Here is a 21248-nt window from a genome sequence, read left to right on the forward strand (position 1 = left end):
GATATTCCTTAGCTGAATTCTTCGGGGCCTAGCGGCCGGTCTTGGGGGCGAACATGCGGGCGATCAGGCGGGCGCCGAGGTTGAGCACCATGACCATGGCGATCAACAGCAGGGCGGCGGCCCAGGCGCGCTGCGCGCTGGGGTCGATGTTGGTCGGCGACGTCGGCGTCAGGATCTGGTAGTAGATGAACGTCGGCAGGGTCGCCATCCAGCCGTCGAAGACGTCCCAGTTGATGCTGTCCGCCAGCCCCGCCGTGACGAGGATCGGCGCCGTCTCGCCGATGACGCGGGCGATCGCCAGGGTGACGCCCGAGGCGATGCCGGAGATCGCCGTCGGGATGACGACCTTGGTGATCGTGCGCCACTTGCGCACGCCCAGCGCGTACGCGGCCTCGCGCAGCTCGTTCGGCACGATCTTGAGCATTTCCTCCGTCGAACGGACGACCGTGGGGATCATCAGGACGGACAGCGCGACGGCGGCGACGATCCCCATGCGCGTGCTGGGACCGAACAGGATGCCGAACAGCGCGGCGGCGAAGAGGCCCGCGACGATGGACGGGATCCCGGTCATCACGTCCACGAAGAACGTGATGCCCCGGGAGAGCGGGCCGTTCTTGCCGTACTCGACGAGGTAGACGGCCGTCAGCATGCCGATCGGAACGGAGATCACGGTGGACCACAGCGTGATCAGCAGTGTTCCGACGACGGCGTGGTACGCGCCGCCGAGCACGGGCGTGCCGTTCGCCACGGACGCGTTGTCGACCGCCCCGGTCATGCCGTTCATCGAGGTGAACAGGAAGTCGGAGGTCAGGCCCGGGAGCCCGCGCTCGAGCACGGTCCAGATGACGGAGATCAACGGGACGAGTGCCACCAGGAACGCGCCGTAGACGAGGTAGGTCGCAAAGGCGTTCCGGCCTTGCCGGCCCCCCTCCATGAGCACGGTGGTCGCCGTCGCGGCGACGACGAAGACGATGGCCGCGAAGATCAGGAACGTGGCGACGCTGAAGCCCACGATGGATGAAAGCGCCGCCCCCAGAACCAGGGAGCCCACGCCGACCGCGGGAATGGCCCAGGCCGGCAGTCGGCCCTTGGAGAGCCGGTTGCGCCGCGAGGGGGTCGTTTCGGGAAGGGTGGTTGTTGGGTTGCTCATCAGTTGGCTCCCGAGAATTCCTTGTGCCGGGCGATGATCCAGCGGGCGATCATGTTGACGGCGAGTGTGATGACGAACAGCACCAGACCCGCGGCGATGAGCTCGGCCAGGCGGAGGCCGAAGGCCTCGGGGAAGTTCAAGGCGATTTCCGCGGCGATGGTCTGGTTGCCGGTCTTGATCAGCGACGGAATCAGGCTGCCGGTGGAGAGCACAAGGGCCACGGCCATGGTCTCCCCGAGCGCGCGGCCCAGTCCCAACATCACGGCGGAAATGATGCCCGGGCGGGCGAAGGGCAGCACCGCCATGCTGATCATTTCCCAGCGCGTCGCGCCCAGGGCCAGCGCGGCCTCTTCGTGCAGGCTCGGCGTCTGGAGGAAGATCTCGCGGCTCAGCGACGTGATGATCGGCAGGACCATCACCGCCAGGACGATGCCGGCGGTCAGAATGGTCTTTCCCGTCTGGCTTGCCGGCCCCTCGAACAGGGGAATGAAGCCCAGGTTCTCGGCGAGCCACTCGTAGGCGGGCACGAGGGCGGGCGCCAGCACCATGTAGCCCCACGCGCCGTAGATGACCGAGGGAATCGCGGCCAGGAGGTCGACCAGGTAGCCCAGGCCCGCGGCGAACCTGCGTGGCGCGTAATGGGAGATGAACAAGGCCACACCGATGCCGATCGGCGTCGCGAGGAGGATCGCGATCGCGGCCGCGATGACCGTGCCGATGACGATGGGCCAGATGTAGGAGAAGAAGCCTTCGCCGCCGCTGATGTCCGCGGGATCCGCCTCGAACACGGGCAGCGCTTGGATGAACAGGAACAGGGCAACGGCGAAGAGTGTCGCGAGAATGAGGATGCCGGCGCCCATGGAGGCGCGGGAGAAGACCTTGTCTCCGGCCTGTCCCGACTTCTCGCTGCGTGTCAGCGCGCTGGTGGTCATGACGACCTTTCGGTCTGGCTGGGTGGCCGTCGCCTGGCGGGGGGATCCGGCGGGCGGCCGTTTGCTTGAGGGGGGTGTCGCGGCGGATCCCGCTCCGCTTTCGACGGAACGGGACCCTGCCGCAACATTACGTTAGTACGCGGATCATGCCGAGCCGTCCGCTAGGACGCGACCTCGATGCTCGCGATCGCCTCGAGGGCGCGCTCGCGCAGGCCCTCGGACATCGGCGCCGATCCGGCCGAGTCCGCCGCGAGGTTCTGCCCCTCCTCGGAGACCACGAACTCGCCGAAGGCCTTGACCAGGTCGACGGTCTCCTGGTCGGCGTACGAGGTGCAGAAGAGCTCGTAGGACACGAGGACGATCGGGTAGGCGCCCGACTCGGTGGTGTCGCGCTCCAGCTCCAGCGACATGTCCAGGGCCGGGCGGCCCTCGACGGGCTGGGAGGCCTCCACGGCCTTCGCCGCGGCCTCGGCCGACAGCTCGGTGTACTCCTCGCCGACCTTCACGTGGACCTGGCCGAGTCCGCCCGTGGCGGAGGCGTCGGCGTAGGTGATGGCCCCGGGGGTCGACGTCGTGGTCGAGACGACGCCGGAGGTGCCCTTGGCGTTCTCGGACTGCAGGTCCGCCGGCCAGTCGCCCGAGACGTCGTAGGTCCAAACGTCCTGCGCGGCCGCGGCGAGGTACTCGACGAAGTTCTCCGTGGTGCCGGACTCGTCGCTGCGGTGGACCACGGTGATGGCCGTGTCCGGCAGTTCGACGCCCTCGTTCTGGGCCGCGATCGCCGGGTCGTTCCACGCGGTGATCTCCTTCTTGAAGACCTTCGCGATGGTCTCCGCGTCCATCTGCAGGGACTCGACGCCCTCGAGGTTGAACGCGACCGAGATCGGGGAGATGTAGGCGGGGATGTTCAACGCGCCGTCGGGGCCGCAGATGTCCTTGGCAGCCTCCATCTCGTCGTCCTTGAGGTAGGCGTCCGAGCCGCCGAACTGCGCGCCGCCGGCCAGGAACGCCTGGCGTCCGGCGCCCGATCCGTCCGGGGAGTACTGCACGGTCGCATCCGGGTTGGCTTCCTGGAAGCCCACCTTCCAGGCCTCCATGGCCGAGTTCTGCGCGGACGAGCCGCTGCCGGTCAGCGTCCCGGAGACCGCGGCGCCGGAGGCTCCGGCGGCCGGGGTGCTGGAGTCCGGGGTGCCGGTGGCGTTGTCCGAGCCGCAGGCGGTCAGGGACAGCGCCGCGACGGAGAGAAGTGCGGCCGCTTGGCCGATGCGGGAAACCTTCACGGAAATTCCTTCTTCGAACGATCAGGGGATGTGGTCCCGGTGACGTGGCTGCCGCGCACCCAAGTGCCCGGACGGGCGCATCCGCCGGGGCGGCCTGCGCTTCACTATCGAAGTTAGGCAGGCGAGGTGAAGGATTGTTCCGGCCAAGGTGAACGGACGGTGAACAACAGCGGCACTTCGGGCGGCGCCGCACCTATTGCCCTTGTCCGGCGCGCGGGATGGGGCTATTGGGGCCGCGGTGAGATCCGCGTCACTTCGCGGCCGCGTGCGAAACTGTATCCATGAAGCAGGCGAACCCCCTCCGGCGTGCCGCGGGGTTCACCCGACGGCGGACCCGCGTGGGACTCCTGCGCGTCAGGTCCTCGCTGCTGAAGATCGTGCAGATCACGGTCTGCGCGGTCAGCGCCTACTGGTTCGCCGAGTTCGTGCTCGGCCACGAGGGACCGCTGTTCGCCGCCACCTCCGCGATGATTGCCCTCGGTTTCGGCCGCGATACCCGGATGCGCCGCACGCTGGAGGTCGCACTCGGCTGCACGCTCGGGATCCTCATCGGCGACATCCTGCTGTCCGTGTTGGGGACCGGGCCGTGGCAGGCCGCCGTCGTCGTCTTCATCTCGCTGGTCATCGCGCGCTTCCTGGACAGCGGGACGATCTTCAGCACCCAGCTGGGCCTCCAGTCGCTGTTGGTGGTCCTGCTCCCGGCGCCGAGCGACGGCGTGTTCGCGCGCAGCGCGGACGCGATCGTGGGCGGCGTGATCGCCCTGGTCATTACCGTCCTCACCCCGCGGGACCCCCGCCGGGAACCCGCGAGCGACCTGCGGGAACTGTTCCGCGAGCTCTCCGGGGTGCTGCGCGAGTGCTCCCTGGCGCTGCGCGAGTCGGATTCCACCCGCGCCTGGCACGCGCTGGTGCGGGCGCGGGGGACGCAACAGCTCATGGACGCCATCCCGGCGGCCCTGCGCGGCGCGCGGGAGATCGCCACCGTCTCGCCCGCTTTCCGGCGCCAGCGCGGCGAGCTCGAGCGGCTGCGCCGTCTGTCCACCCAGGCCGACCTGGCGATGCGCAACTCCCGCGTCTTCTCCCGCCGGTTGGCCTCCGTGATCACCCACGCCGCGCTGGCCGACGAGGCGATCGGGCCGCTGTCTCAGTTCCTGGACGAGCTGGCCGACGCGGTCGACGAGCTGGGCCGGTCCGTCGCGGAGCCCCAGCAGGCGGCGCGCGACCGCGCCGAGCACGTGGCGCGCACGGAGCTCGCCGCGTGCGCCTCGCAGTTGAGCCCGCGCACCTTCGGAGTGACCGGTCTGCAGGGCGAGGGGCTGATCCTGCTGTTGCGTCCGATGCTCGTGGACCTAATGGAGGGCGCCGGGATCGACCACGACGAGGCGGCCCGCTACCTACCCCGGCTCTGACCCCTCCGCACGGACCGGCCAACCTGTCGGGGCCCCGGGATAGGATCCTTGTCCATGGCCACCAAGACCTCCGCCCGCCCCAAGTCGACCCCCGCATACCGCTGTTCCGAGTGCGGCTGGACGACCGCCAAGTGGGTCGGCCGCTGCGGCGAATGCCAGGCGTGGGGAAGCGTCGCCGAGATCGGCCAGGTCAGCGCAAAGACGACGGCGGCCGCCACCATCTCGCGCCCCGCGCAGGCCATCGCCGACGTCGACGCGTCCGCCGCGTCCTACCGCCCCACGGGCGTCGGCGAGCTGGACCGGGTCCTCGGCGGCGGGCTGGTCCCGGGCGCCGTGATCCTGTTGGCCGGCGAGCCGGGTGTCGGCAAGTCCACCCTGCTGCTCGACGTCGCGGCGCGCACGGCCCGCGGCAACCGGCGCGTCCTCTACATCACGGGCGAGGAGTCGGCGGCCCAGGTCAAGATGCGCGCCGAGCGGATCGACGCGGTGGCCGAGACGCTCTACCTCACCGCCGAGACGGACCTCGGGATAGCGCTCGGCCAGATCGAGCTGCTGGACCCCGACCTGCTGATCGTGGACTCCGTGCAGACCCTGTCCTCGGCCGAGGCCGACGGCTCGGCCGGCGGCGTGACCCAGGTGCGGGAGGTCGCCGCATCGCTGATCAACGCCGCGAAGAAGCGCCACATGACCACGCTGCTCGTGGGCCACGTGACAAAGGACGGGTCGATCGCCGGGCCGCGGCTGCTCGAGCACCTCGTCGACGTCGTCTGCCAGTTCGACGGCGAGCGGCACTCCCGGCTCCGGCTGCTGCGGGCCATCAAGAACCGCTACGGCCCCACCGACGAGGTCGGCTGCTTCGACCTGACCGAGACGGGGATCGAGGGCCTCGCCGATCCCAGCGGACTGTTCGTCACGCGCACCAAGGACCCCGTGTCCGGCACGTGCGTCACCGTCACCCTGGAGGGGCGCCGGCCGCTGGTGGCCGAGGTGCAGTCGCTGCTCGCCAAGACAGCCAACTCCCAGCCGCGGCGGGCGACCAGCGGGTTGGATTCGGCCCGCACGGCCATGATCCTGGCCGTCCTGCAGAGCCGCGCCGGGCTGGACCTGTCCACGCTGGACTCCTACGTGGCGACGGTCGGCGGGGTGCGCCTGAGCGAGCCGGCCGTGGACCTCGCCGCGGCCCTCGCCATCGCCGGCGCGAAACTCGACCGGCCGCTGCCCTCCCAGTTCATCGCCTTCGGCGAGGTCGGCCTCGCGGGCGAGGTGCGCCCCGTACCGGACATCGCCCGGCGCATCACCGAGGCCGAGCGGCTGGGGTTCCGCTACGCCGTCGTCCCCGCCTCCCCCAACGGGCCCGGCGCGGTCCCCCCGGGGTTCCGCGTGTGGCAGGTGAGCACCCTGACCGAGGCGCTGGAGGTCGCGTTCCGCGCCGAAGGGTAACGAACGCATACCGGAGGCCGCCGCCCGCGGCCCCCGGCGCACGCCGCCGCGCGGCGGCACCCTACGATGGACATAGCCGCCGGAAGGAACCCCCATGCCCAAGAGTCCCGAAGAAGCCCTCCGGGTCACCCTCGCGCGCGTCGCTCCCGGCACCGCGCTGCGCGACGGGCTGGAGCGGATCCTTCGTGGGCGCACGGGCGCCCTGATCGTCCTCGGCACGGACCGCGTCGTCGACAGCATCTGCTCCGGCGGGTTCGACATCGACATCGTCTTCGCGCCGACGCGCCTGCGCGAGCTCGCGAAGATGGACGGGGCGATCCTCTGCGACCGCGACGCCTCCAACATCCTCAAGGCCGCCGTGCAGCTGGTGCCGGACCACACGATCCCGACGCAGGAGTCCGGCACGCGGCACCGGACCGCCGAGCGCGTGGCGATCCAGACCGGCTTCCCCGTCATCTCGGTGTCCCAGTCGATGCAGATCATCGCGATCTACGTGCAGGGCATCCGCCACGTGCTGGAGGGCTCGGAGCGCGTGCTCGCCCGGGCGAACCAGGCGCTGGCCACGCTCGAGCGCTACCGCACCCGGCTGGACCAGGTCACGGGGTCGCTCTCGGCGCTGGAGATCGAGGCCATGGTCACCGTGCGCGACGTCGCGGTGGTGCTGCAGCGCCAGGAGATGGTCCGGCGCATCTCCGAGGAGATCTCGCAGTACGTCCTGGAGCTCGGCGTCGACGGGCGGCTGCTGGCGCTGCAGCTCGACGAGCTCAGCGCCGGCCTGGGCCCCGGCAGCGACATGCTGCTCAAGGACTATTCCGAGCTGGGCATGGAACCCCACGAGATCGAGGCCGCCCTCGCGCGGCTCCAGGGGTTCTCCTCCGCCGACATGATCGACCTGGGGAAGATCTCCACGGTGCTGGGCTTCACGCCGGGCACCGACTCGCTCGACGCCATCGTCCATCCGCAGGGCTACCGCCTGCTGGCCGGCATCAAGTCCGTCCCGCGGGCCGTGGCCGACCGGCTGGTCGCGAACTTCGGCGGGCTCCAGCGGCTGATGGCCGCGAACATCGACGACCTCATGGCCGTGGACGGCATCGGCGAGCAGCGCGCCCGCACGGTCCGGGAGGGCCTGTCGCGGATCGCCGAGTCGAGCCTGCTCGACCGCTTCATGTAGCGGGATGCCCGGCCCTACTTGAGGGTGAAGGACGCCTTGTTGCTGGCGACGTCGCCCAGCTTCGCGGTGAAGACGTAGGTGCCGGGCCGCGGCTTGGCCGCGACCTCCTTGCAGCCCGGCGCGCTGCGCACGCGCTCCCACGTGAACCGCGCCGTCTCGCGCTGTCCCGGCCCGACGGCGACGCCCACGTCGGTCGCCCCGGCCAGGCAGTCGCTGGTGGAGAAGATGCGGTCGGAACCGCTGACGATCGTGAACTCCTGCTGCGAGGTGCCGACGTTCAGGGCGCAGGAGGCGTCGCCGGTGTTGACGATCGTCATCTCCAGCACCGGGTTCTCCTGCGCGCCGTAGGAGGACTGGTCGGTCCGGGCCTCGACCGTCACGTCGCCGGGAGGGCAGCCCGCGGCGGATCCCTCGTCCGGGGAGCCTTCCGCGTCCCCGTCGCCGTCCCCGCCGTCCGCGGGCGGCGCGGGGGACTCCGGCGCGGCCGGCGCCGACGCCCCCGGTTCGGGCGGGGTCGTGCCGGACGCCGAACGGTCTCCGCCCAGGAGGCCGGCGAGCGCCGCGATCCCCCAGATCACCAGGGCCGCGACCACGACCAGCGCCACGGCGGCCGCGATGCGGCGCCGCCGGTAGACCTCCGCACCGGGACGGTGTGCCCCCGAACGGGGGTGCTGGTGTTCCATGCCTCAAGGCTAGGGATCACGCGCCCCGCGGGCGTGTTCCCACGCCGCGCACTAGAGTATTGGTGCCCGGGGATTCTCCCGGGTCCCGCGCCGATCCCGAGGAGCGCCGTGCCGCGCAGCCTGGCCAGTCCCCCGCAGCTCCGGCCCGACGGCGCCGCCGGGCTCCACGGGCGCGTCACCGCGTGGTACGCGTCGAACGCGCGCGACCTGCCCTGGCGGGCCCCCGACCGCACCCCCTGGGGGGTGATGGTCAGCGAGTTCATGCTCCAGCAGACGCCGGTGGTGCGCGTGCTCCCCGTCTGGCGGGAGTGGATGGAGCGCTGGCCCGAACCCGCGGGACTCGCCGCCGAGCCCGCCGGTGAGGCGCTTCGGGCGTGGGGCCGCCTCGGCTACCCGCGCCGCGCCCTGCGGCTCCACGCGGCGGCCCAGCGGATCGTCGAGAACCACGGCGGCCGGGTCCCGGCGTCGCACGGTGACCTACTCGCGCTGCCCGGCGTCGGGGGCTACACCGCCGCGGCGATCTCCAGCTTCGCGTTCGGCAACCCGGAGACCGTGGTGGACACGAACATCCGCCGCGTACACGCGCGGCTGGTCGGCGGCAGCGCGCTTCCCGAACCCGCCTACACCGCGGCGGAGGCCCGGCGGGCCGCCGAACTCATGCCGGACCCGGGGCCGGACGGCGGGGCGCTGGCGAACGCGTGGAACGCCGCGGTCATGGAGCTCGGCGCCCTGGTGTGCACGGCGCGGGCCCCGCGCTGCGGCGAGTGCCCGGTCCTGGACGCGTGCGCCTGGGTGGCGGCCGGCCGGCCGGAGCCCCACTACGTCCCCAAGGGCCAGGCGTGGGCCGGCACGGACCGCCAGGTGCGGGGGGCCCTGATGGGCGTGCTGCGCGCGTCCGACGACCCCGTGCCGCGGGACGCCCTGCTGTCGGTACCCGGCGCGGTGCCAGCGGGCGGGAGCCCGCTCCCCCCGGGCGGACCGGACGGCTCGGCCGGACGGGACGGCTCCACCGGCCCGGACCGACCCTCGTGGCCGGCCGGCACGTCTCCCGAAGCGGCGCCGGCCTGGGCGCGGCTGGCCGAACTGCCCGCCGGGGGCGAGCAGCGACGTCGCTGCCTGGAGGGCCTCCTCGCCGACGGGCTCGCCCACGAGGGCCCGGCCGGGGTCGCGCTGCCGCACTAGCGACCGGCGGAGACCGTGGCGCCCGCCGGTCCGCGGCCCGGGCTGACGCGGACGGGGGCGCGAACTACGCTGGTGGCATGGAGATCCCGCGTGCCATCCCGGCGTCAGGCGCCGTGGCCCTCGCCGTACTGCTCGGCGGTTGCGGCGCGGACTCGCCGCCGCGGGAGTGCCCCGAGATCGCGCTGATGGAAGGTTTCACCCTGGTGGTCGAGGCGGACTCGGTCCCCGATATCCCGCCGGAGAGCGTGGCGCTGCAGGTCTGCCAGGAGAACATGTGCCGCGAGTCGGAGGTGCGTCTGTCGCCGGGCTCGGCGAGCGTGGACCTGGGTTGCTCGGGCACCGCGCCGGACGCCGCCTGCTCGGCGTCTGCGTCGCGCGACGGATCGCTGGTCGGCTCGTGGCCCACCGACGACTTCTTTCCCGGCCCGCTGACCGCCACGGTCTCGGGCGAGGCCTTCGGCCCGTTCAGCGCGGACCTGGCGGGCGTCGAGAGGACGTCCGGCGCGGGCGCGTGCGCGCACACGGCCTTCCAGACGGCCCTGCGGGTCGGCGGCGGGAAGCTGTCGGCCGACGACGCCGCGGACGGCTGAGCGCCTGCGGCCGCGCGGCCCCGGCTAGTGCCGGTCGGCCGGCGGGACCGGCGGCGCGGGCGGCTCGCCCTCCCCCGGCACGTCGCCGAGGTGCCGCTCCTGGGCCTTGTCCACGAGGTCGTTGACACGGTCCGAGTGCTGCCCCAGCTTGGAGCCGTGCTGCTCCTGGGCGTTGTCCACGAAGTCGTTGATCTTGTCGCCGTGCTCGTTCTTGAGCTTGTTCAGCTGCTCACCGAGTCCGCCGAGGCTGTCTCCGATACCCATTGCCGTGCCTACTTTCGTCGGTGGTGCCATGGTCGTCCCCCACACGATAGCCACACGGCGGGCGCGGAGTCCATCGGCGCGCCGGCCGCGGCGCGGGGGCCCGGGGACCCTAGGAGCCGAAGTGCGCGATCATGCGCGTGTTGCCGAGCGTGTTGGGCTTAACCCGGGCCAGGTCCAGGAACTCGGCCACGCCCTCGTCCGTGGAGCGCAGCAGCTCCGAGTACACGACGGGGTCCACCACCGACTGGTCGGCCATGACCTCGAAGCCGTGCCTGCGGAAGAAGTCGACCTCGAAGGTCAGGCAGAAGACCCGTTCGACGCCGATGTCCCGCGCCTCGTCCATCAGGCGGGCCAGCAGGGCCGCGCCGACGCCGCGTCCGCGCCAGTCCGCCGAGGTGGCCAGCGTGCGCACCTCCGCGATGTCCTCCCACATCACGTGCAGCGCCCCGCAGCCCACGATGGCGCCGTCCCGGTCCTCCGCGACGAAGAACTCCTGGAGGTTCTCGTAGTAGGCGACGGCCTCCTTCTCAAGCAGCACGCGTTGGTCGGCCAGCGGCTTGACGAGCAGGCGGATGCCCGCCACGTCCGGGGTGCGGGCCCTGCGGATGGCGAAGGAAGTCATGCGCCCCATCTTAGGCAGGACGCGCCCGTGTTACGGCACAGGCCCGTCCCGCGCTGGCGCGGGACGGGCCTGTGGACGCCGTGGGACCGGGCCTAGCCGGCGTTTCCGGCGCGGCTCTCGAGCGCGGCCGGCGTCGGCTCGCCCTCGAGCTCCGGGGTCTCGGCGTGGCCGACGAACGTGAACTTCGCGGTGTCGCCCTCGCCGTCGACGTCCACGGTGACCGTCTGACCGGACATGATCTCCCCGAAGAGGATCTTCTCGGAGAGCTGGTCCTCGATCTCCCGCTGGATGGTGCGGCGTAGCGGGCGGGCGCCCATGGCGGGGTCGTAGCCGCGGTTCGCGAGCAGGACCTTCGCCGCCGGCGTCAGGGTCACGTGCATGCCCTTGTTGACCATGCGCTTCTCCAGTCGCGCCACGAACAGGTCGACGATCTTCACGATCTCGTCCTGCGTCAGCTGCGGGAAGACCACCACGTCGTCGACGCGGTTCAGGAACTCCGGGCGGAAGTGCTGGCGCAGCTCCTCCTGGACCTTGGCCTGCATGCGGTCGTAGCCCGTCTTGGTGTCGGTGGCGGACTGGAAGCCCGTCATGACGCCCTTGGAGATGTCGCGCGTGCCGAGGTTGGTCGTCATGATGATCACGGTGTTCTTGAAGTCCACCACGCGGCCCTGCGAGTCGGTCAGGCGGCCGTCCTCGAGGATCTGCAGGAGCGAGTTGAAGAGGTCGGCGTGCGCCTTCTCCACCTCGTCGAACAGCACCACGGAGAACGGACGGCGGCGCACCTTCTCGGTGAGCTGCCCGCCCTCCTCATAGCCCACGTAGCCCGGAGGGGCTCCGAAGAGCCGGGACACGGTGTGCTTCTCCGAGTACTCGGACATGTCCAGCGTGATCAGCGCGTCTTCCTCGCCGAACAGGAACTCCGCCAGCGCCTTGGCCAGCTCGGTCTTGCCGACGCCGGTCGGTCCCGCGAAGATGAACGAGCCGCCCGGGCGGTTGGGGTCCTTCAGGCCCGCGCGGGTGCGCCGGATCGCCTGCGAGATCGCCTTGATCGCCTGGTCCTGACCGATGACGCGCTTGTGGAGCTCGTCCTCCATGTGCAGAAGCCGGCTGGACTCCTCCTCGGTGAGCTTGATGACCGGGATGCCCGTGGAGTTCGCCAGGACCTCGGCGATCAGCTCCTCGTCGACCTCGGCGATCTCGTCCATGTCGCCGTTCTTCCAGGCCCGCTCCTTCTCGGCCCGGGCCTCCTGCAGCTTCTGCTCCTTGTCGCGCAGGGACGCGGCGCCCTCGAAGTCCTGCGAATCGATCGCCGCCTCCTTCTCGCGGCGGACGTTCGCGATCTCCTCGTCCATCTGCTTCAGCGCCGGGGGCGCGGTCATGCGGCGGATGCGCAGGCGGGCGCCGGCCTCGTCGATCAGGTCGATCGCCTTGTCCGGCAGGAAGCGGTCCGACACGTACCGGTGCGCCAGCTGGGCCGCGGCCTCGAGGGCCCCGTCCGTGATGGACACGCGGTGGTGCGCCTCGTAGCGGTCGCGCAGGCCCCGGAGGATCTGCGTGGTCAGCTCGACGGAGGGCTCCTTGACCTGGATCGGCTGGAAGCGGCGCTCCAGCGCGGCGTCCTTCTCGATGTGCTTGCGGTACTCGTCCAGCGTCGTCGCGCCGATCGTCTGCAGCTCGCCGCGGGCGAGCATCGGCTTGAGGATCGACGCGGCGTCGATCGCGCCCTCGGCCGCGCCGGCGCCGACGAGGGTGTGGATCTCGTCGATGAAGAGGATGATGTCCCCGCGCGTGCGGATCTCCTTGAGCACCTTCTTCAGGCGCTCCTCGAAGTCGCCGCGGTACCGGGATCCGGCCACCAGCGACCCGAGGTCCAGCGTGTACAGCTGCTTGTCCCGGATGGTCTCCGGCACGTCGCCGCGCACGATCGACTGGGCCAGGCCCTCGACGACGGCGGTCTTGCCGACGCCGGGCTCGCCGATGAGGACGGGGTTGTTCTTGGTGCGGCGCGAGAGGACCTGCATCACGCGCTCCATCTCGAACTCGCGGCCGATGACCGGGTCCAGCTTGCCCTCGCGGGCCGCGGCGGTCAGGTTGCGGCCGAACTGGTCAAGAACCACCGAGCCCGCCGGGGTGCCCTCCTGCTGGCCCTGACCGACGCCGGCGCCAGCGGTCTCCTTGCCGCCCTGGTAGCCGGAGAGGAGCTGGATCACCTGCTGGCGCACGCGGTTCAGGTCCGCGCCGAGCTTCACGAGCACCTGGGCGGCGACGCCCTCGCCCTCGCGGATCAGGCCGAGCAGGATGTGCTCGGTGCCGATGTAGTTGTGCCCGAGCTGGAGGGCCTCGCGCAGCGACAGCTCGAGGACCTTCTTGGCGCGCGGCGTGAAGGGGATGTGGCCCGAGGGGGCCTGCTGGCCCTGTCCGATGATCTCCTGGACCTGCTCGCGCACGGCGCCCAGGGAGATGTTCAGCGACTCGAGCGCCTTGGCGGCGACCCCTTCGCCCTCGTGGATCAGGCCGAGCAGGATGTGCTCGGTTCCGATGTAGTTGTGGTTGAGCATGCGCGCCTCTTCTTGGGCGAGCACGACAACGCGACGGGCACGGTCGGTGAATCTCTCAAACATGCGGCACACTCCTAGCTAACGCGTACCTCGATGCTACGCACCTCGGACCGCCTTGGCGCGCTTGTTCGCCGTAGGGATAACGCGGGGCCGGTCCTACGGGTGCGCCGCGCGGTAGGCGTCGATGACGTCCGAGTGCAGCCGCCCGCGCTCGCTGACCTGGAACCCGTGCTCGGAGGCCCAGGCGCGGATGGCCGGGGCCTCCGCGGCCGAGTACGCGTTGGAGCGCCGGGCCGAGTCGATGTAGGGGGCCAGGAGCCGCCGCAGGCGGGCCCCGTTGTCCTCGGAGAGGTCGATCTCGTAGTGGTTCCCGTCGAGGCCGAAGTGCACGGTCTCGGACGCGGGCGAGCCGTCGAGGTCGTCGACCAGCGTGATGTGGACTTTCCGTGCCACCGGAGGACTCCTTGGGGTCTGGTGTGGTCGCCTGCCGCGCGGCGCGCGGGTGCCGCCTCGCGGCGCGGCCGCTCGGGCCCGACGCTGGCCAGTCTATGCACTTCCCGGGCGCCGCAACCAGCCTCGCCGCCCGCGCGGGCTCAACGTCCGGCGTCGTCCCCGGGGTTGTCCGGGCCCGCGGGCCGCGCCGGAGGCCCCGGCGTGGAGCCGTGCGTGCCGGCGGCACGCGCGTCCGCCTCCGCCTCCGCGCGGCGCTCGTTCCGGTCCACCCGGAAGAGCGAGCGGACGACGAACCAGAAGATCAGCGCGACGACGACGGTCGGGGCCAGGACCTCAACGTACTCCACGGCGGCCTAGGCCTCCGGCTTCAGGAGCGGGAACAGGATGGTCTCGCGGATGCCCACGTCGGTGAAGAGCATGACGAGGCGGTCGATGCCCAGGCCGATGCCGCCCATGGGCGGCGCGCCGTATTCCAGCGCGCGGAGGAAGTCCTCGTCCAGCTGCATCGCCTCGTGGTCGCCGCCGGCGGCGAGCCGCGACTGCTCCACCAGGCGCTCGCGCTGGATGACCGGGTCGATGAGTTCGGAGAACGCCGTGCCGCGCTCCATCCCGCCGATGATCAGGTCCCAGGCCTCGATGATCCCGGGCTCGGAGCGGTGCGGGCGGGCCAGCGGCTGCGCCGCCGGCGGGTAGTCGAAGACGAACGTCGGATCGATCAGCGTGGGCTCGACGATCTCGCCGAAGAGCTCGACGACGAGCTTCTCCGGGTTCCACTTCGGGTCCGTCTTGACCCCGTGGCGCTCGGCGATCCCGCGCAGCACCGTTCCGGAGGTCTCCGGGGTGATCTGCTCGCCGACGGCCTCCGACAAACCCGGGTACACGCCCAGCCAGCGCCACTCGCCGTCGAGGTTGATGGTGCCCTTGGCCGTCTCGATCGTCCGGCCGGCGCCGATGGCGTCGGCGGCGTTGAGGATGATCTGCTGCATCCGCTCGGCCATGACGAACTGGTCGGCGTAGACCTCGTAGCACTCCAGGGTGGTGAATTCCGGGGAGTGGGTGGAGTCGACGCCCTCGTTGCGGAAGAGCCGGCCGATCTCGAACACGCGCGGGATGCCGCCGACCACGGTGCGCTTGAGGTAGAGCTCGGTGGCGATGCGCAGCGTCATGTTCTGGTCGAACGCGTTCAGGTGCGTGTGGAACGGACGCGCCGCGGCGCCGCCGTGGATCAGCTGCAGCATCGGCGTCTCCACCTCGACGTAGCCGTGCCCGTAGAGCGTGTCGCGGACCGCGCGGGTGACGGCGTCGCGCGTGTAGACCATCTCCCGGGCCTCGTCCCGGACGATCAGGTCCGCGTAGCGCTGGCGGACCCTGGTCTCCTCGTTGAGGTCCGCGTGCAGCACCGGCATCGGGCGCAGCGCCTTGGAGGCCATCTGCCACTCCTGGGCCATGATGGACAGCTCGCCGCGGCGGGAGGAGATCACGGTCCCGCGGATGAAGACGTGGTCGCCGAGGTCCACGAGGCGCTTCCAGTCCGCCAGCGCCTCCTCGCCGACGCTGGCCAGCGAGATCATGGCCTGCAGGCGGACGGCCGAGCCGGTCGGGCCGGACTCCTGGAGTGTCGCGAAGCAAAGCTTGCCGGTGTTGCGCTGGAACACCACGCGGCCGACGACGCCGACCTCGTCCGCGGTCTCCTCGCCCGCCACGAGGTGCGCCCAGCGCTCGCGGACCTCCTGCAGCGAGTGGGTGCGCGCCACCGTCACGGGGTACGCCTCGCGGCCGGAGGCGAGCAGCTCCGCGCGCTTGTCCAGGCGCACCTGGCGCTGGTCGCTGGAGTCCGCCGACGCGTGGGCGGGGGCGGAAGGGGCGGCGGTGGGGTTATCGGCAGTCACGGTACCCAATTCTACGTGCTGCCGCGCGGTCCGCCCCGCCGCAGTCCCGGGGGCCGCGCGCGGCTCCCTAGGATGGGGGGACCATGAGAGAACGCATCGTCCCGGCCTCCGACGCCGGCCGGCTGTCCCTGCACACCTACGGCGCGGCCGACGCCGTCGGCGAACGCCGGGTCCTGGTGGTCGGCGGCGCGTTCCTCACGGCGCTGATCTACCGCCCGTTCGCGCTCGCGCTGAGCCGCAGGCTGGGCGCCGAGTGGGCGGTCGACGTCTACGACCGCCGCGGGCGCGGCGGATCCACCGCGCAGCCCGCCGGCTACTCCATGGAGACCGAGATCGCCGACGTCGCGGCCATGCTGCGCGCCACCGGCGCCCGGAACCTCTTCGGGCATTCGCTGGGCGCCGCCGTCGTGCTCAACGCCGTGCAGGCGTTCCAGGGCGACGACGCCGGGCACGGCGCGTTCGCGGACCCCGCGCTGGTCCCGGACCGGCTGGCCGTGTACGACCCCATGGTCAACCTCGACGGGAACCTCGACACGGCCTGGCTGGACGGCTTCTCCCGCGCGGTCGACGCCGGGGACTACGGCCGCGCGGTGGCGCGGCTGCGGCGCGGCGCCAAGACCTCGCCCGCGGTCGCGCGCGTCCCGGAACCGGTCCTGGTGGCCCTGGCCGCGGCCACGTCGGGCACCCGCGCCGGAAGGGCCCTGCGCGCCGCGCTGCCCACCGGCGTCGGCGAGCTGACCGCGGCGCTGGGCGAGGCCGAGGACGCCGCGGGGTTCGCGCGCCTGCCGCGCAACACCCACTTCATGGCCGGGTCGCGGAGCCCGCGCTATTTCCGCGACACCGCGCTCCGGCTCCACGACGTCGTCGCCGGGTCCGGCTACGAGGAGTCCCCCCGGGGGATCCACGCCTCGGTGCCGGCCGCGGTCGGCGAACTCATCGACGACGTCGCGGAGTACTTCCAGGGCTAGGCGCTACCAGATCTCCACCCGGTCCTCCGGGTCCAGCCACATGCCGTCGCCGGGCCGCGTGCCGAACGCCTCGTGGAAGGCCGCCATGTTCCTGGGCACCTGGTTGCAGCGGAACTCCCCCGGCGAGTGCGGGTCGGTGGTGATGCGGGTGACCATGGTCTCGGGCCGCGTCAGCGTGCGCCAGCACTCGGCCCAGGAGTGGAAGAACCGCTGGTCTCCGTTCAGGCCGCCGATGACCTCGTCGTTCTCGAGCCCGCGCTCGGCGAGGTCGATCCGGTAGGCCTTGTAGGCGATCCCGAGCCCGCCGAGGTCCCCGATGTTCTCGCCGAGCGTCAGCCGCCCGTTGACGTGGTGCTCCGGCGCCTCCGGCGGCACCAGCGCGTCGTACTGCGCCACGAGCTTGCCCGTCAGGGCGTCGAACGCCGCGCGGTCCTCGTCGGTCCACCAGTTCCGCAGCTCCCCCGTGCCGTCGAACTGCGAGCCCTGGTCGTCGAAGCCGTGCCCGATCTCGTGCCCGATCACGGCGCCGATGGCGCCGTAGTTCGACGCGGCGTCGCGGTCGGCGTCGAAGAACGGCGGACGCAGGATGCCCGCCGGGAAGCCGATCTCGTTCAGCAGCGGGTGGTAGTACGCGTTGACGGTCTGCGGGTACATGAACCAGAGGTCCTTGTCCACGCCGTCGTCGATCTTCTGCAGCTCCCGCGCGAATTCGAAGGCGTTGGCGCTGGCGACGTTCGCGATGAGGTCCGCCGGGTCCGCCTCGATGGCCGAGTAGTCGATCCACTTGACCGGGTAGCCGATCTTGGGGCGGAACATGGACAGCTTCTCGAGGGCCTTCTCGATGGTCGCCTCCCCCATCCAGGGCAGAGAGGTGATGGAGCGCCGGTAGGCTTCGGTGAGGTTCGCGACGAGCCCCTCCATGAGGTCCTTGCTGCGCTGCGGGAAGTGCCGCGCGATGTACAGCTGGCCGATGTCCTCGCCCACCGCCCCCTCGGTGAACGCGACCCCGCGCTTCCAGCGCTCCTTCAGCTCCTGGGTTCCGGCGAGCTTGGCCGAGTAGAAGGAGAAGTTCTCCAGGACGAAGGCCCTGGACAGGTAGGGGGCGTTGCTGCGCACGAGCTGCACGGCGAGCCAGTGGCGCCACGCGTCGAGCGGCTGCTCGGCAAGCACCGCCTCCACGCCCCGCAGGTAGCTGGGCTGCCACACGTCGACCTCGGCGAAGTACCTGTCCTCGATGCCCGCGCCCTCGAGCCACAGCCGCAGCGCCGGGTGGAGGGCGAACAGCTCCTCCGCGGTCAGCAGGTTGTAGCGCGCCTGGGCGTCGCGGCACTTCACTCGGTCCCAGTGGTGCGCCGCGAGGGCCGTCTCCAGGCGCACGACGGCGTCCGCCGCCGCCCCGGCGTCGGGCACCTCGGCGAGGGCCAGCAGGCGGCCCAAGTGCGCGCGGTACTCGGCCAGGAGCTCGGCGAACTGCTCCTCGCGGTAGTACGACTCGTCCGGCAGTCCGAGACCGGACTGGATCAGCGTCAGCAGGTTCCGCTCGGGGTTGCCGGCGTCGCTGTTCGCCCCGGCCTGGTAGAGGCCGGAGACGCCACGGCGCTGCAGGCTGCCCGTCAGTCGGACGAGGCCACCGAGGTCACCGACCGCGTAGATGGACGCGAGGTCGGCGCGGAGCGGATCCATGCCGCGGGCCTCGATGGCCTCCTCGTCCATGAAACTGGCGTAGAGCGCGCCGATCCGCGCGGACCGCGGATCCGCCGCCCCGTCCCCGGACAGCGCGGCGGCCTGCGCCTCCTCGATGATCTCGCGCACGGCCGCCTCCGACTCGTCGCGGAGCTTCATGAAGGAGCCGTAGCTGCCCTGGTCGGCCGGGATCTCCGCGGTCGCCAGCCAACCGCCGTTGACGTGGCGGTACAGGTCGTCCTGCGGGCGGACGGACCGGTCCCCGTGGTCCGGCGTCGCGTCGATGGGCAGTTCGGTCGGTTCGGCGGTCATGTTTCCCCGTTGCTCGTCTCGGCGCACGCCCTCCCCAGGGTGTGCCGTGGATTACAGTCTGAAGGACTCACTTTACTGGGACAGGACGCGTTTGGGCAGGGCGCGGGCCGCCGTTCCCCTGACCGCGAACGCGGGCGCCGGACTAGAGCGTCCACGCGTCGATGTCCGGATCGTCCTCCCCGTGCTCGCGGGTGTACGCGCGGGCGCGGACCAGCCTCTCCTCGTAGCGCGCCCGCAGCCCGGGTCGCCGCTCCTCCACGCCCGGGACGCGGTCCAGCACGTCCAGCGCCAGGTGGAAGCGGTCGATCCGGTTGAGCATGGCCATGTCGAACGGCGTCGTGGTGGTGCCCTCTTCGATGTAGCCGCGGACGTGCAGGTTCGGGTGGTTGGTGTGGCGGTAGGCCAGCCGGTGGATCAGCCACGGATAGCCGTGGTACGCGAAGACGATGGGCCTGTCAGTCGTGAAGTAGGCGTCGAAGGCCTCGTGCGTTAGCCCGTGCGGGTGCTCCCTGTCGTCCTGCAGGCGCATCAAGTCGATCACATTGACCACGCGGATGCGCAGCCCGGGATCGTCGGCGCGCAGCATGGCGGCGGCGGCGACGACCTCGGTCGTCGGCACGTCGCCGGCGCAGCCGAGCACCACGTCCGGTTCCTCCCCGGCCACCTCGCTGCCGGCGAAGTCCCAGATGCCGAGGCCCTCGGCGCAGTGCGCGGCGGCCGCCTCCGGCCCCAACCACTGCAGTGACGGCGCCTTGCCGGCGACCACCACGTTGACGTAGTCCCGGGTGCGCAGCACCTGGTCCATGGTGCAGACCAGCGTGTTCGCGTCCACGGGAAGGTAGACGCGGACCACCTCGGCCTTCTTGTTCACGACGTGGTCGATGAAGCCGGGGTCCTGGTGGGAGAAGCCGTTGTGGTCCTGCTGCCAGACGTGGGAGGACAGCAGGTAGTTCAGGCTGGCGACGGGCAGGCGCCAGGGCAGCTCGCGATGCACCTTCAGCCACTTCGCGTGCTGGTTGAACATGGAGTCGACGATGTGGATGAAGGCCTCGTAGCTGTTGAGCACACCGTGGCGGCCGCTCAGCAGGTAGCCTTCCAGCCAGCCCTGGCACAGGTGCTCGCTGAGCACCTCCATGACGCGTCCGGCGCGGGCGAGGTGCTCGTCGACGTCGAGCAGCTGCGCCTGCCAGACCTTGTCGGTCGCCTCGTAGACCGCGGAGAGCCGGTTCGACGCCGTCTCGTCCGGCCCGAAGAGCCGGAAGTTCTCCGGGTTGAGGCGGATGACCTCGCGCAGCCAGACGCCGAGGTTGGCCATCGCGCCCGCTCGCTCGACGCCCGGGGACGCCACGGGAATCAGGTGGTCCCGCGGGTCCGGGAGGTCCAGCGGCCGGAGCAGGCGCCCGCCGTTGGCGTGCGCCGTGGCGCTCATGCGCAGCTCACCCTGCGGAGCCAGCCCCACCACGTCGGCGCGCGGGACCCCCGCGTCGTCGAACAGCTCGCCGGGCGCGTAGGACAGGAGCCACTCCTCGAGCTGGGCCAGGTGCTCGGGGTTCTCGTGGATGCCGGAAAGCGGCACCTGATGCGCGCGCCACGTCCCCTCGACCGGCAGACCGTCCACGACGCGCGGCCCGGTCCAGCCCTTGGGCGAGCGCAGCACGATCATGGGCCACGCGGGCTGCCCGTCCCCGTCGGCCGGGACCGTCCCCGCCTTGGACCGCGCGCGGGCCAGCCCCTGCACCTCGCGGATGGCGTCGAGACAGTCGTCGAGGGCGCCCGCGAAGCGCCGGTGGGCCTCCGCGTGGTCCCGGGGGTCCGCGACGTCGACGAAGCGCGGCGCGTAGCCGAGCCCCTCGAAGTACTTCCGCAGGCGCTCCTCGGGCATGCGCGCCAGCACGGTGGGGTTGGCGATCTTGTAGCCGTTGAGGTGGAGGATGGGGAGCACGGCGCCGTCGTGCACGGGGTCGATGAAGGCCGTGGACTGCCAGGATCCGGCCAGCGGGCCGGTCTCCGCCTCGCCGTCGCCGACGACGCAGGCGACCACCAGGTCGGGATTGTCGAACGCCGCGCCGTAGGCGTGGGCCAGCGAATAGCCCAGCTCGCCGCCCTCGCTGATCGAGCCCGGCGTCTCGGGCGCCGCGTGGCTGGGAACCCCGCCGGGGTAGGAGAACTGCCGGAACAGCCGAGCGAGGCCCTCCTCGTCCCGGGTGATGTCTGGGTAGATCTCCGTATAGGTGCCCTCGAGGTAGGCGTTGGCGACGTTGGCGGGCCCGCCGTGCCCAGGCCCTGTGACGAAGAGCATCTGCTGACGACGCTCCCGGATGGCCCGGTTGAGGTGCGCGTACATGAAGTTCAGGCCCGCGGTGGTCCCCCAGTGGCCGAGCAGCCGCGACTTCACGTGACCGGCCTCCAGCGGCACGCGGAGCAGGGGGTTGGCGCGCAGGTAGATCTGCCCGACGGAGAGGTAGTTCGCCGCGCGCCACCACTGCTCGAGCGCGTCGACGTCCTCGTCCGGGAGGTGGTCGGGGGACATGGCGCCGCCGGCGCCTGCGATGGAGTCCATAGCCCGAAGCGTACCCGGGCCCGGAGCCGGGGCGGCAGGCGGCGTCCGGTCCTGTTCGTCGTTAAGCGCCGGGACCCCCGACCAGGGGTGGTCGGGGGTCCC

General features: G+C 71.6%; 18 protein-coding genes. 6 read left to right on the top strand and 12 right to left on the bottom strand.

What is annotated here, in order from left to right; genetic code table 11:
- Window positions 1-28: 28 nt before the first annotated feature.
- From pstA to pstS, 3 genes are all read right to left on the bottom strand, one after another.
- The gene (gene pstA / locus ACETWP_RS15510; protein ID WP_373973173.1) at window positions 29-1150 is read right to left on the bottom strand and encodes a phosphate ABC transporter permease PstA; all 1122 of its coding nucleotides are present in this window, start codon (window positions 1148-1150) and stop codon (window positions 29-31) included.
- Complete coding sequence (pstC, locus tag ACETWP_RS15515; RefSeq protein ID WP_373973174.1) at window positions 1150-2082, bottom strand: phosphate ABC transporter permease subunit PstC; 933 nt, start codon at window positions 2080-2082, stop codon at window positions 1150-1152. Before pstC ends, pstA begins: the two co-directional genes overlap by 1 nt.
- A 161-nt stretch (window positions 2083-2243) precedes the next feature.
- Window positions 2244-3362 carry a phosphate ABC transporter substrate-binding protein PstS gene (gene pstS / locus ACETWP_RS15520; protein WP_373973175.1) on the bottom strand — a complete coding sequence of 373 codons (1119 nt, stop codon included), beginning with the start codon at window positions 3360-3362 and terminating at the stop codon, window positions 2244-2246.
- Between the two features lie 281 nt (window positions 3363-3643).
- Between pstS and ACETWP_RS15525 the strand changes: the two genes are divergently transcribed.
- The 3 genes from ACETWP_RS15525 to disA all read left to right on the top strand — a co-directional run bounded on the left by ACETWP_RS15525 (window position 3644) and on the right by disA (window position 7382).
- A complete protein-coding gene (locus ACETWP_RS15525) occupies window positions 3644-4771 on the top strand; it encodes an FUSC family protein (RefSeq protein ID WP_373973176.1) in 1128 nt (375 codons plus the stop codon).
- Between the two features lie 54 nt (window positions 4772-4825).
- Complete coding sequence (radA, locus tag ACETWP_RS15530; protein WP_373973177.1) at window positions 4826-6211, top strand: DNA repair protein RadA; 1386 nt, start codon at window positions 4826-4828, stop codon at window positions 6209-6211.
- Window positions 6212-6305: 94 nt separating this feature from the next.
- A complete protein-coding gene (gene disA, locus ACETWP_RS15535) occupies window positions 6306-7382 on the top strand; it encodes a DNA integrity scanning diadenylate cyclase DisA (RefSeq protein WP_373973178.1) in 1077 nt (358 codons plus the stop codon).
- A 14-nt stretch (window positions 7383-7396) separates the two neighbouring features.
- On the opposite strand, the gene ACETWP_RS15540 is transcribed toward disA, so the two are convergent.
- Window positions 7397-8065: a hypothetical protein gene (locus tag ACETWP_RS15540; protein WP_373973179.1), complete on the bottom strand. Its 669-nt coding sequence runs from the start codon at window positions 8063-8065 to the stop codon at window positions 7397-7399.
- Between the two features lie 108 nt (window positions 8066-8173).
- Here ACETWP_RS15540 and ACETWP_RS15545 point away from each other — a divergent pair, with 108 nt between their 5' ends.
- Window positions 8174-9247: an iron-sulfur binding domain-containing protein gene (locus ACETWP_RS15545; protein WP_373973180.1), complete on the top strand. Its 1074-nt coding sequence runs from the start codon at window positions 8174-8176 to the stop codon at window positions 9245-9247.
- Between the two features lie 77 nt (window positions 9248-9324).
- Window positions 9325-9837, top strand: a complete 513-nt coding sequence (locus ACETWP_RS15550) for a hypothetical protein (RefSeq protein WP_373973181.1) — start codon at window positions 9325-9327, stop codon at window positions 9835-9837.
- Between the two features lie 24 nt (window positions 9838-9861).
- On the opposite strand, the gene ACETWP_RS15555 is transcribed toward ACETWP_RS15550, so the two are convergent.
- From ACETWP_RS15555 to lysS, 6 genes are all read right to left on the bottom strand, one after another.
- Window positions 9862-10101: a hypothetical protein gene (locus tag ACETWP_RS15555; RefSeq protein WP_373973182.1), complete on the bottom strand. Its 240-nt coding sequence runs from the start codon at window positions 10099-10101 to the stop codon at window positions 9862-9864.
- 109 nt (window positions 10102-10210) lie between these two features.
- A complete protein-coding gene (locus tag ACETWP_RS15560) occupies window positions 10211-10723 on the bottom strand; it encodes an amino-acid N-acetyltransferase (protein ID WP_373973183.1) in 513 nt (170 codons plus the stop codon).
- Between the two features lie 92 nt (window positions 10724-10815).
- Window positions 10816-13344, bottom strand: a complete 2529-nt coding sequence (locus ACETWP_RS15565) for an ATP-dependent Clp protease ATP-binding subunit (RefSeq protein ID WP_373973184.1) — start codon at window positions 13342-13344, stop codon at window positions 10816-10818.
- Window positions 13345-13437: 93 nt separating this feature from the next.
- Complete coding sequence (locus ACETWP_RS15570) at window positions 13438-13734, bottom strand: histone-like nucleoid-structuring protein Lsr2 (RefSeq protein ID WP_373973185.1); 297 nt, start codon at window positions 13732-13734, stop codon at window positions 13438-13440.
- 140 nt (window positions 13735-13874) lie between these two features.
- Window positions 13875-14081 (bottom strand): hypothetical protein, encoded by a 207-nt coding sequence (locus ACETWP_RS15575; protein ID WP_373973186.1) that lies wholly within the window; start codon window positions 14079-14081, stop codon window positions 13875-13877.
- A 6-nt stretch (window positions 14082-14087) separates the two neighbouring features.
- Entirely contained in the window at window positions 14088-15623 is a 1536-nt protein-coding gene (gene lysS, locus ACETWP_RS15580; RefSeq protein WP_373973187.1) for a lysine--tRNA ligase, read from the bottom strand.
- An 83-nt stretch (window positions 15624-15706) separates the two neighbouring features.
- Between lysS and ACETWP_RS15585 the strand changes: the two genes are divergently transcribed.
- Window positions 15707-16591, top strand: a complete 885-nt coding sequence (locus ACETWP_RS15585; RefSeq protein ID WP_373973188.1) for an alpha/beta fold hydrolase — start codon at window positions 15707-15709, stop codon at window positions 16589-16591.
- A gap of 3 nt (window positions 16592-16594) precedes the next feature.
- Here ACETWP_RS15585 and ACETWP_RS15590 read toward each other — a convergent pair whose 3' ends face one another.
- Together ACETWP_RS15590 and ACETWP_RS15595 are read right to left on the bottom strand one after the other, a co-directional pair.
- Window positions 16595-18586, bottom strand: coding sequence for a M13 family metallopeptidase (locus tag ACETWP_RS15590; protein WP_373973189.1), 1992 nt, complete (start codon window positions 18584-18586; stop codon window positions 16595-16597).
- A gap of 142 nt (window positions 18587-18728) precedes the next feature.
- Window positions 18729-21146 carry a phosphoketolase family protein gene (locus tag ACETWP_RS15595; RefSeq protein WP_373973190.1) on the bottom strand — a complete coding sequence of 806 codons (2418 nt, stop codon included), beginning with the start codon at window positions 21144-21146 and terminating at the stop codon, window positions 18729-18731.
- Window positions 21147-21248 lie beyond the last annotated feature (102 nt).

The organism is Arthrobacter halodurans (assembly GCF_041877255.1).
GTDB lineage: Bacteria > Actinomycetota > Actinomycetes > Actinomycetales > Micrococcaceae > Arthrobacter_N > Arthrobacter_N halodurans.

Coding starts and splice junctions, on each gene's coding strand:
- pstA (WP_373973173.1), bottom strand. CDS start 1,150: ATGAGCAACCCAACAACCACCCTTCCCGAAACGACCCCCTCGCGGCGC.
- pstC (WP_373973174.1), bottom strand. CDS start 2,082: ATGACCACCAGCGCGCTGACACGCAGCGAGAAGTCGGGACAGGCCGGA.
- ACETWP_RS15525 (WP_373973176.1), top strand. CDS start 3,644: ATGAAGCAGGCGAACCCCCTCCGGCGTGCCGCGGGGTTCACCCGACGG.
- radA (WP_373973177.1), top strand. CDS start 4,826: ATGGCCACCAAGACCTCCGCCCGCCCCAAGTCGACCCCCGCATACCGC.
- disA (WP_373973178.1), top strand. CDS start 6,306: ATGCCCAAGAGTCCCGAAGAAGCCCTCCGGGTCACCCTCGCGCGCGTC.
- ACETWP_RS15540 (WP_373973179.1), bottom strand. CDS start 8,065: ATGGAACACCAGCACCCCCGTTCGGGGGCACACCGTCCCGGTGCGGAG.
- ACETWP_RS15550 (WP_373973181.1), top strand. CDS start 9,325: ATGGAGATCCCGCGTGCCATCCCGGCGTCAGGCGCCGTGGCCCTCGCC.
- ACETWP_RS15555 (WP_373973182.1), bottom strand. CDS start 10,101: ATGGGTATCGGAGACAGCCTCGGCGGACTCGGTGAGCAGCTGAACAAG.
- ACETWP_RS15560 (WP_373973183.1), bottom strand. CDS start 10,723: ATGACTTCCTTCGCCATCCGCAGGGCCCGCACCCCGGACGTGGCGGGC.
- ACETWP_RS15565 (WP_373973184.1), bottom strand. CDS start 13,344: ATGTTTGAGAGATTCACCGACCGTGCCCGTCGCGTTGTCGTGCTCGCC.
- ACETWP_RS15585 (WP_373973188.1), top strand. CDS start 15,707: ATGAGAGAACGCATCGTCCCGGCCTCCGACGCCGGCCGGCTGTCCCTG.
- ACETWP_RS15590 (WP_373973189.1), bottom strand. CDS start 18,586: ATGACCGCCGAACCGACCGAACTGCCCATCGACGCGACGCCGGACCAC.
- ACETWP_RS15595 (WP_373973190.1), bottom strand. CDS start 21,146: ATGGACTCCATCGCAGGCGCCGGCGGCGCCATGTCCCCCGACCACCTC.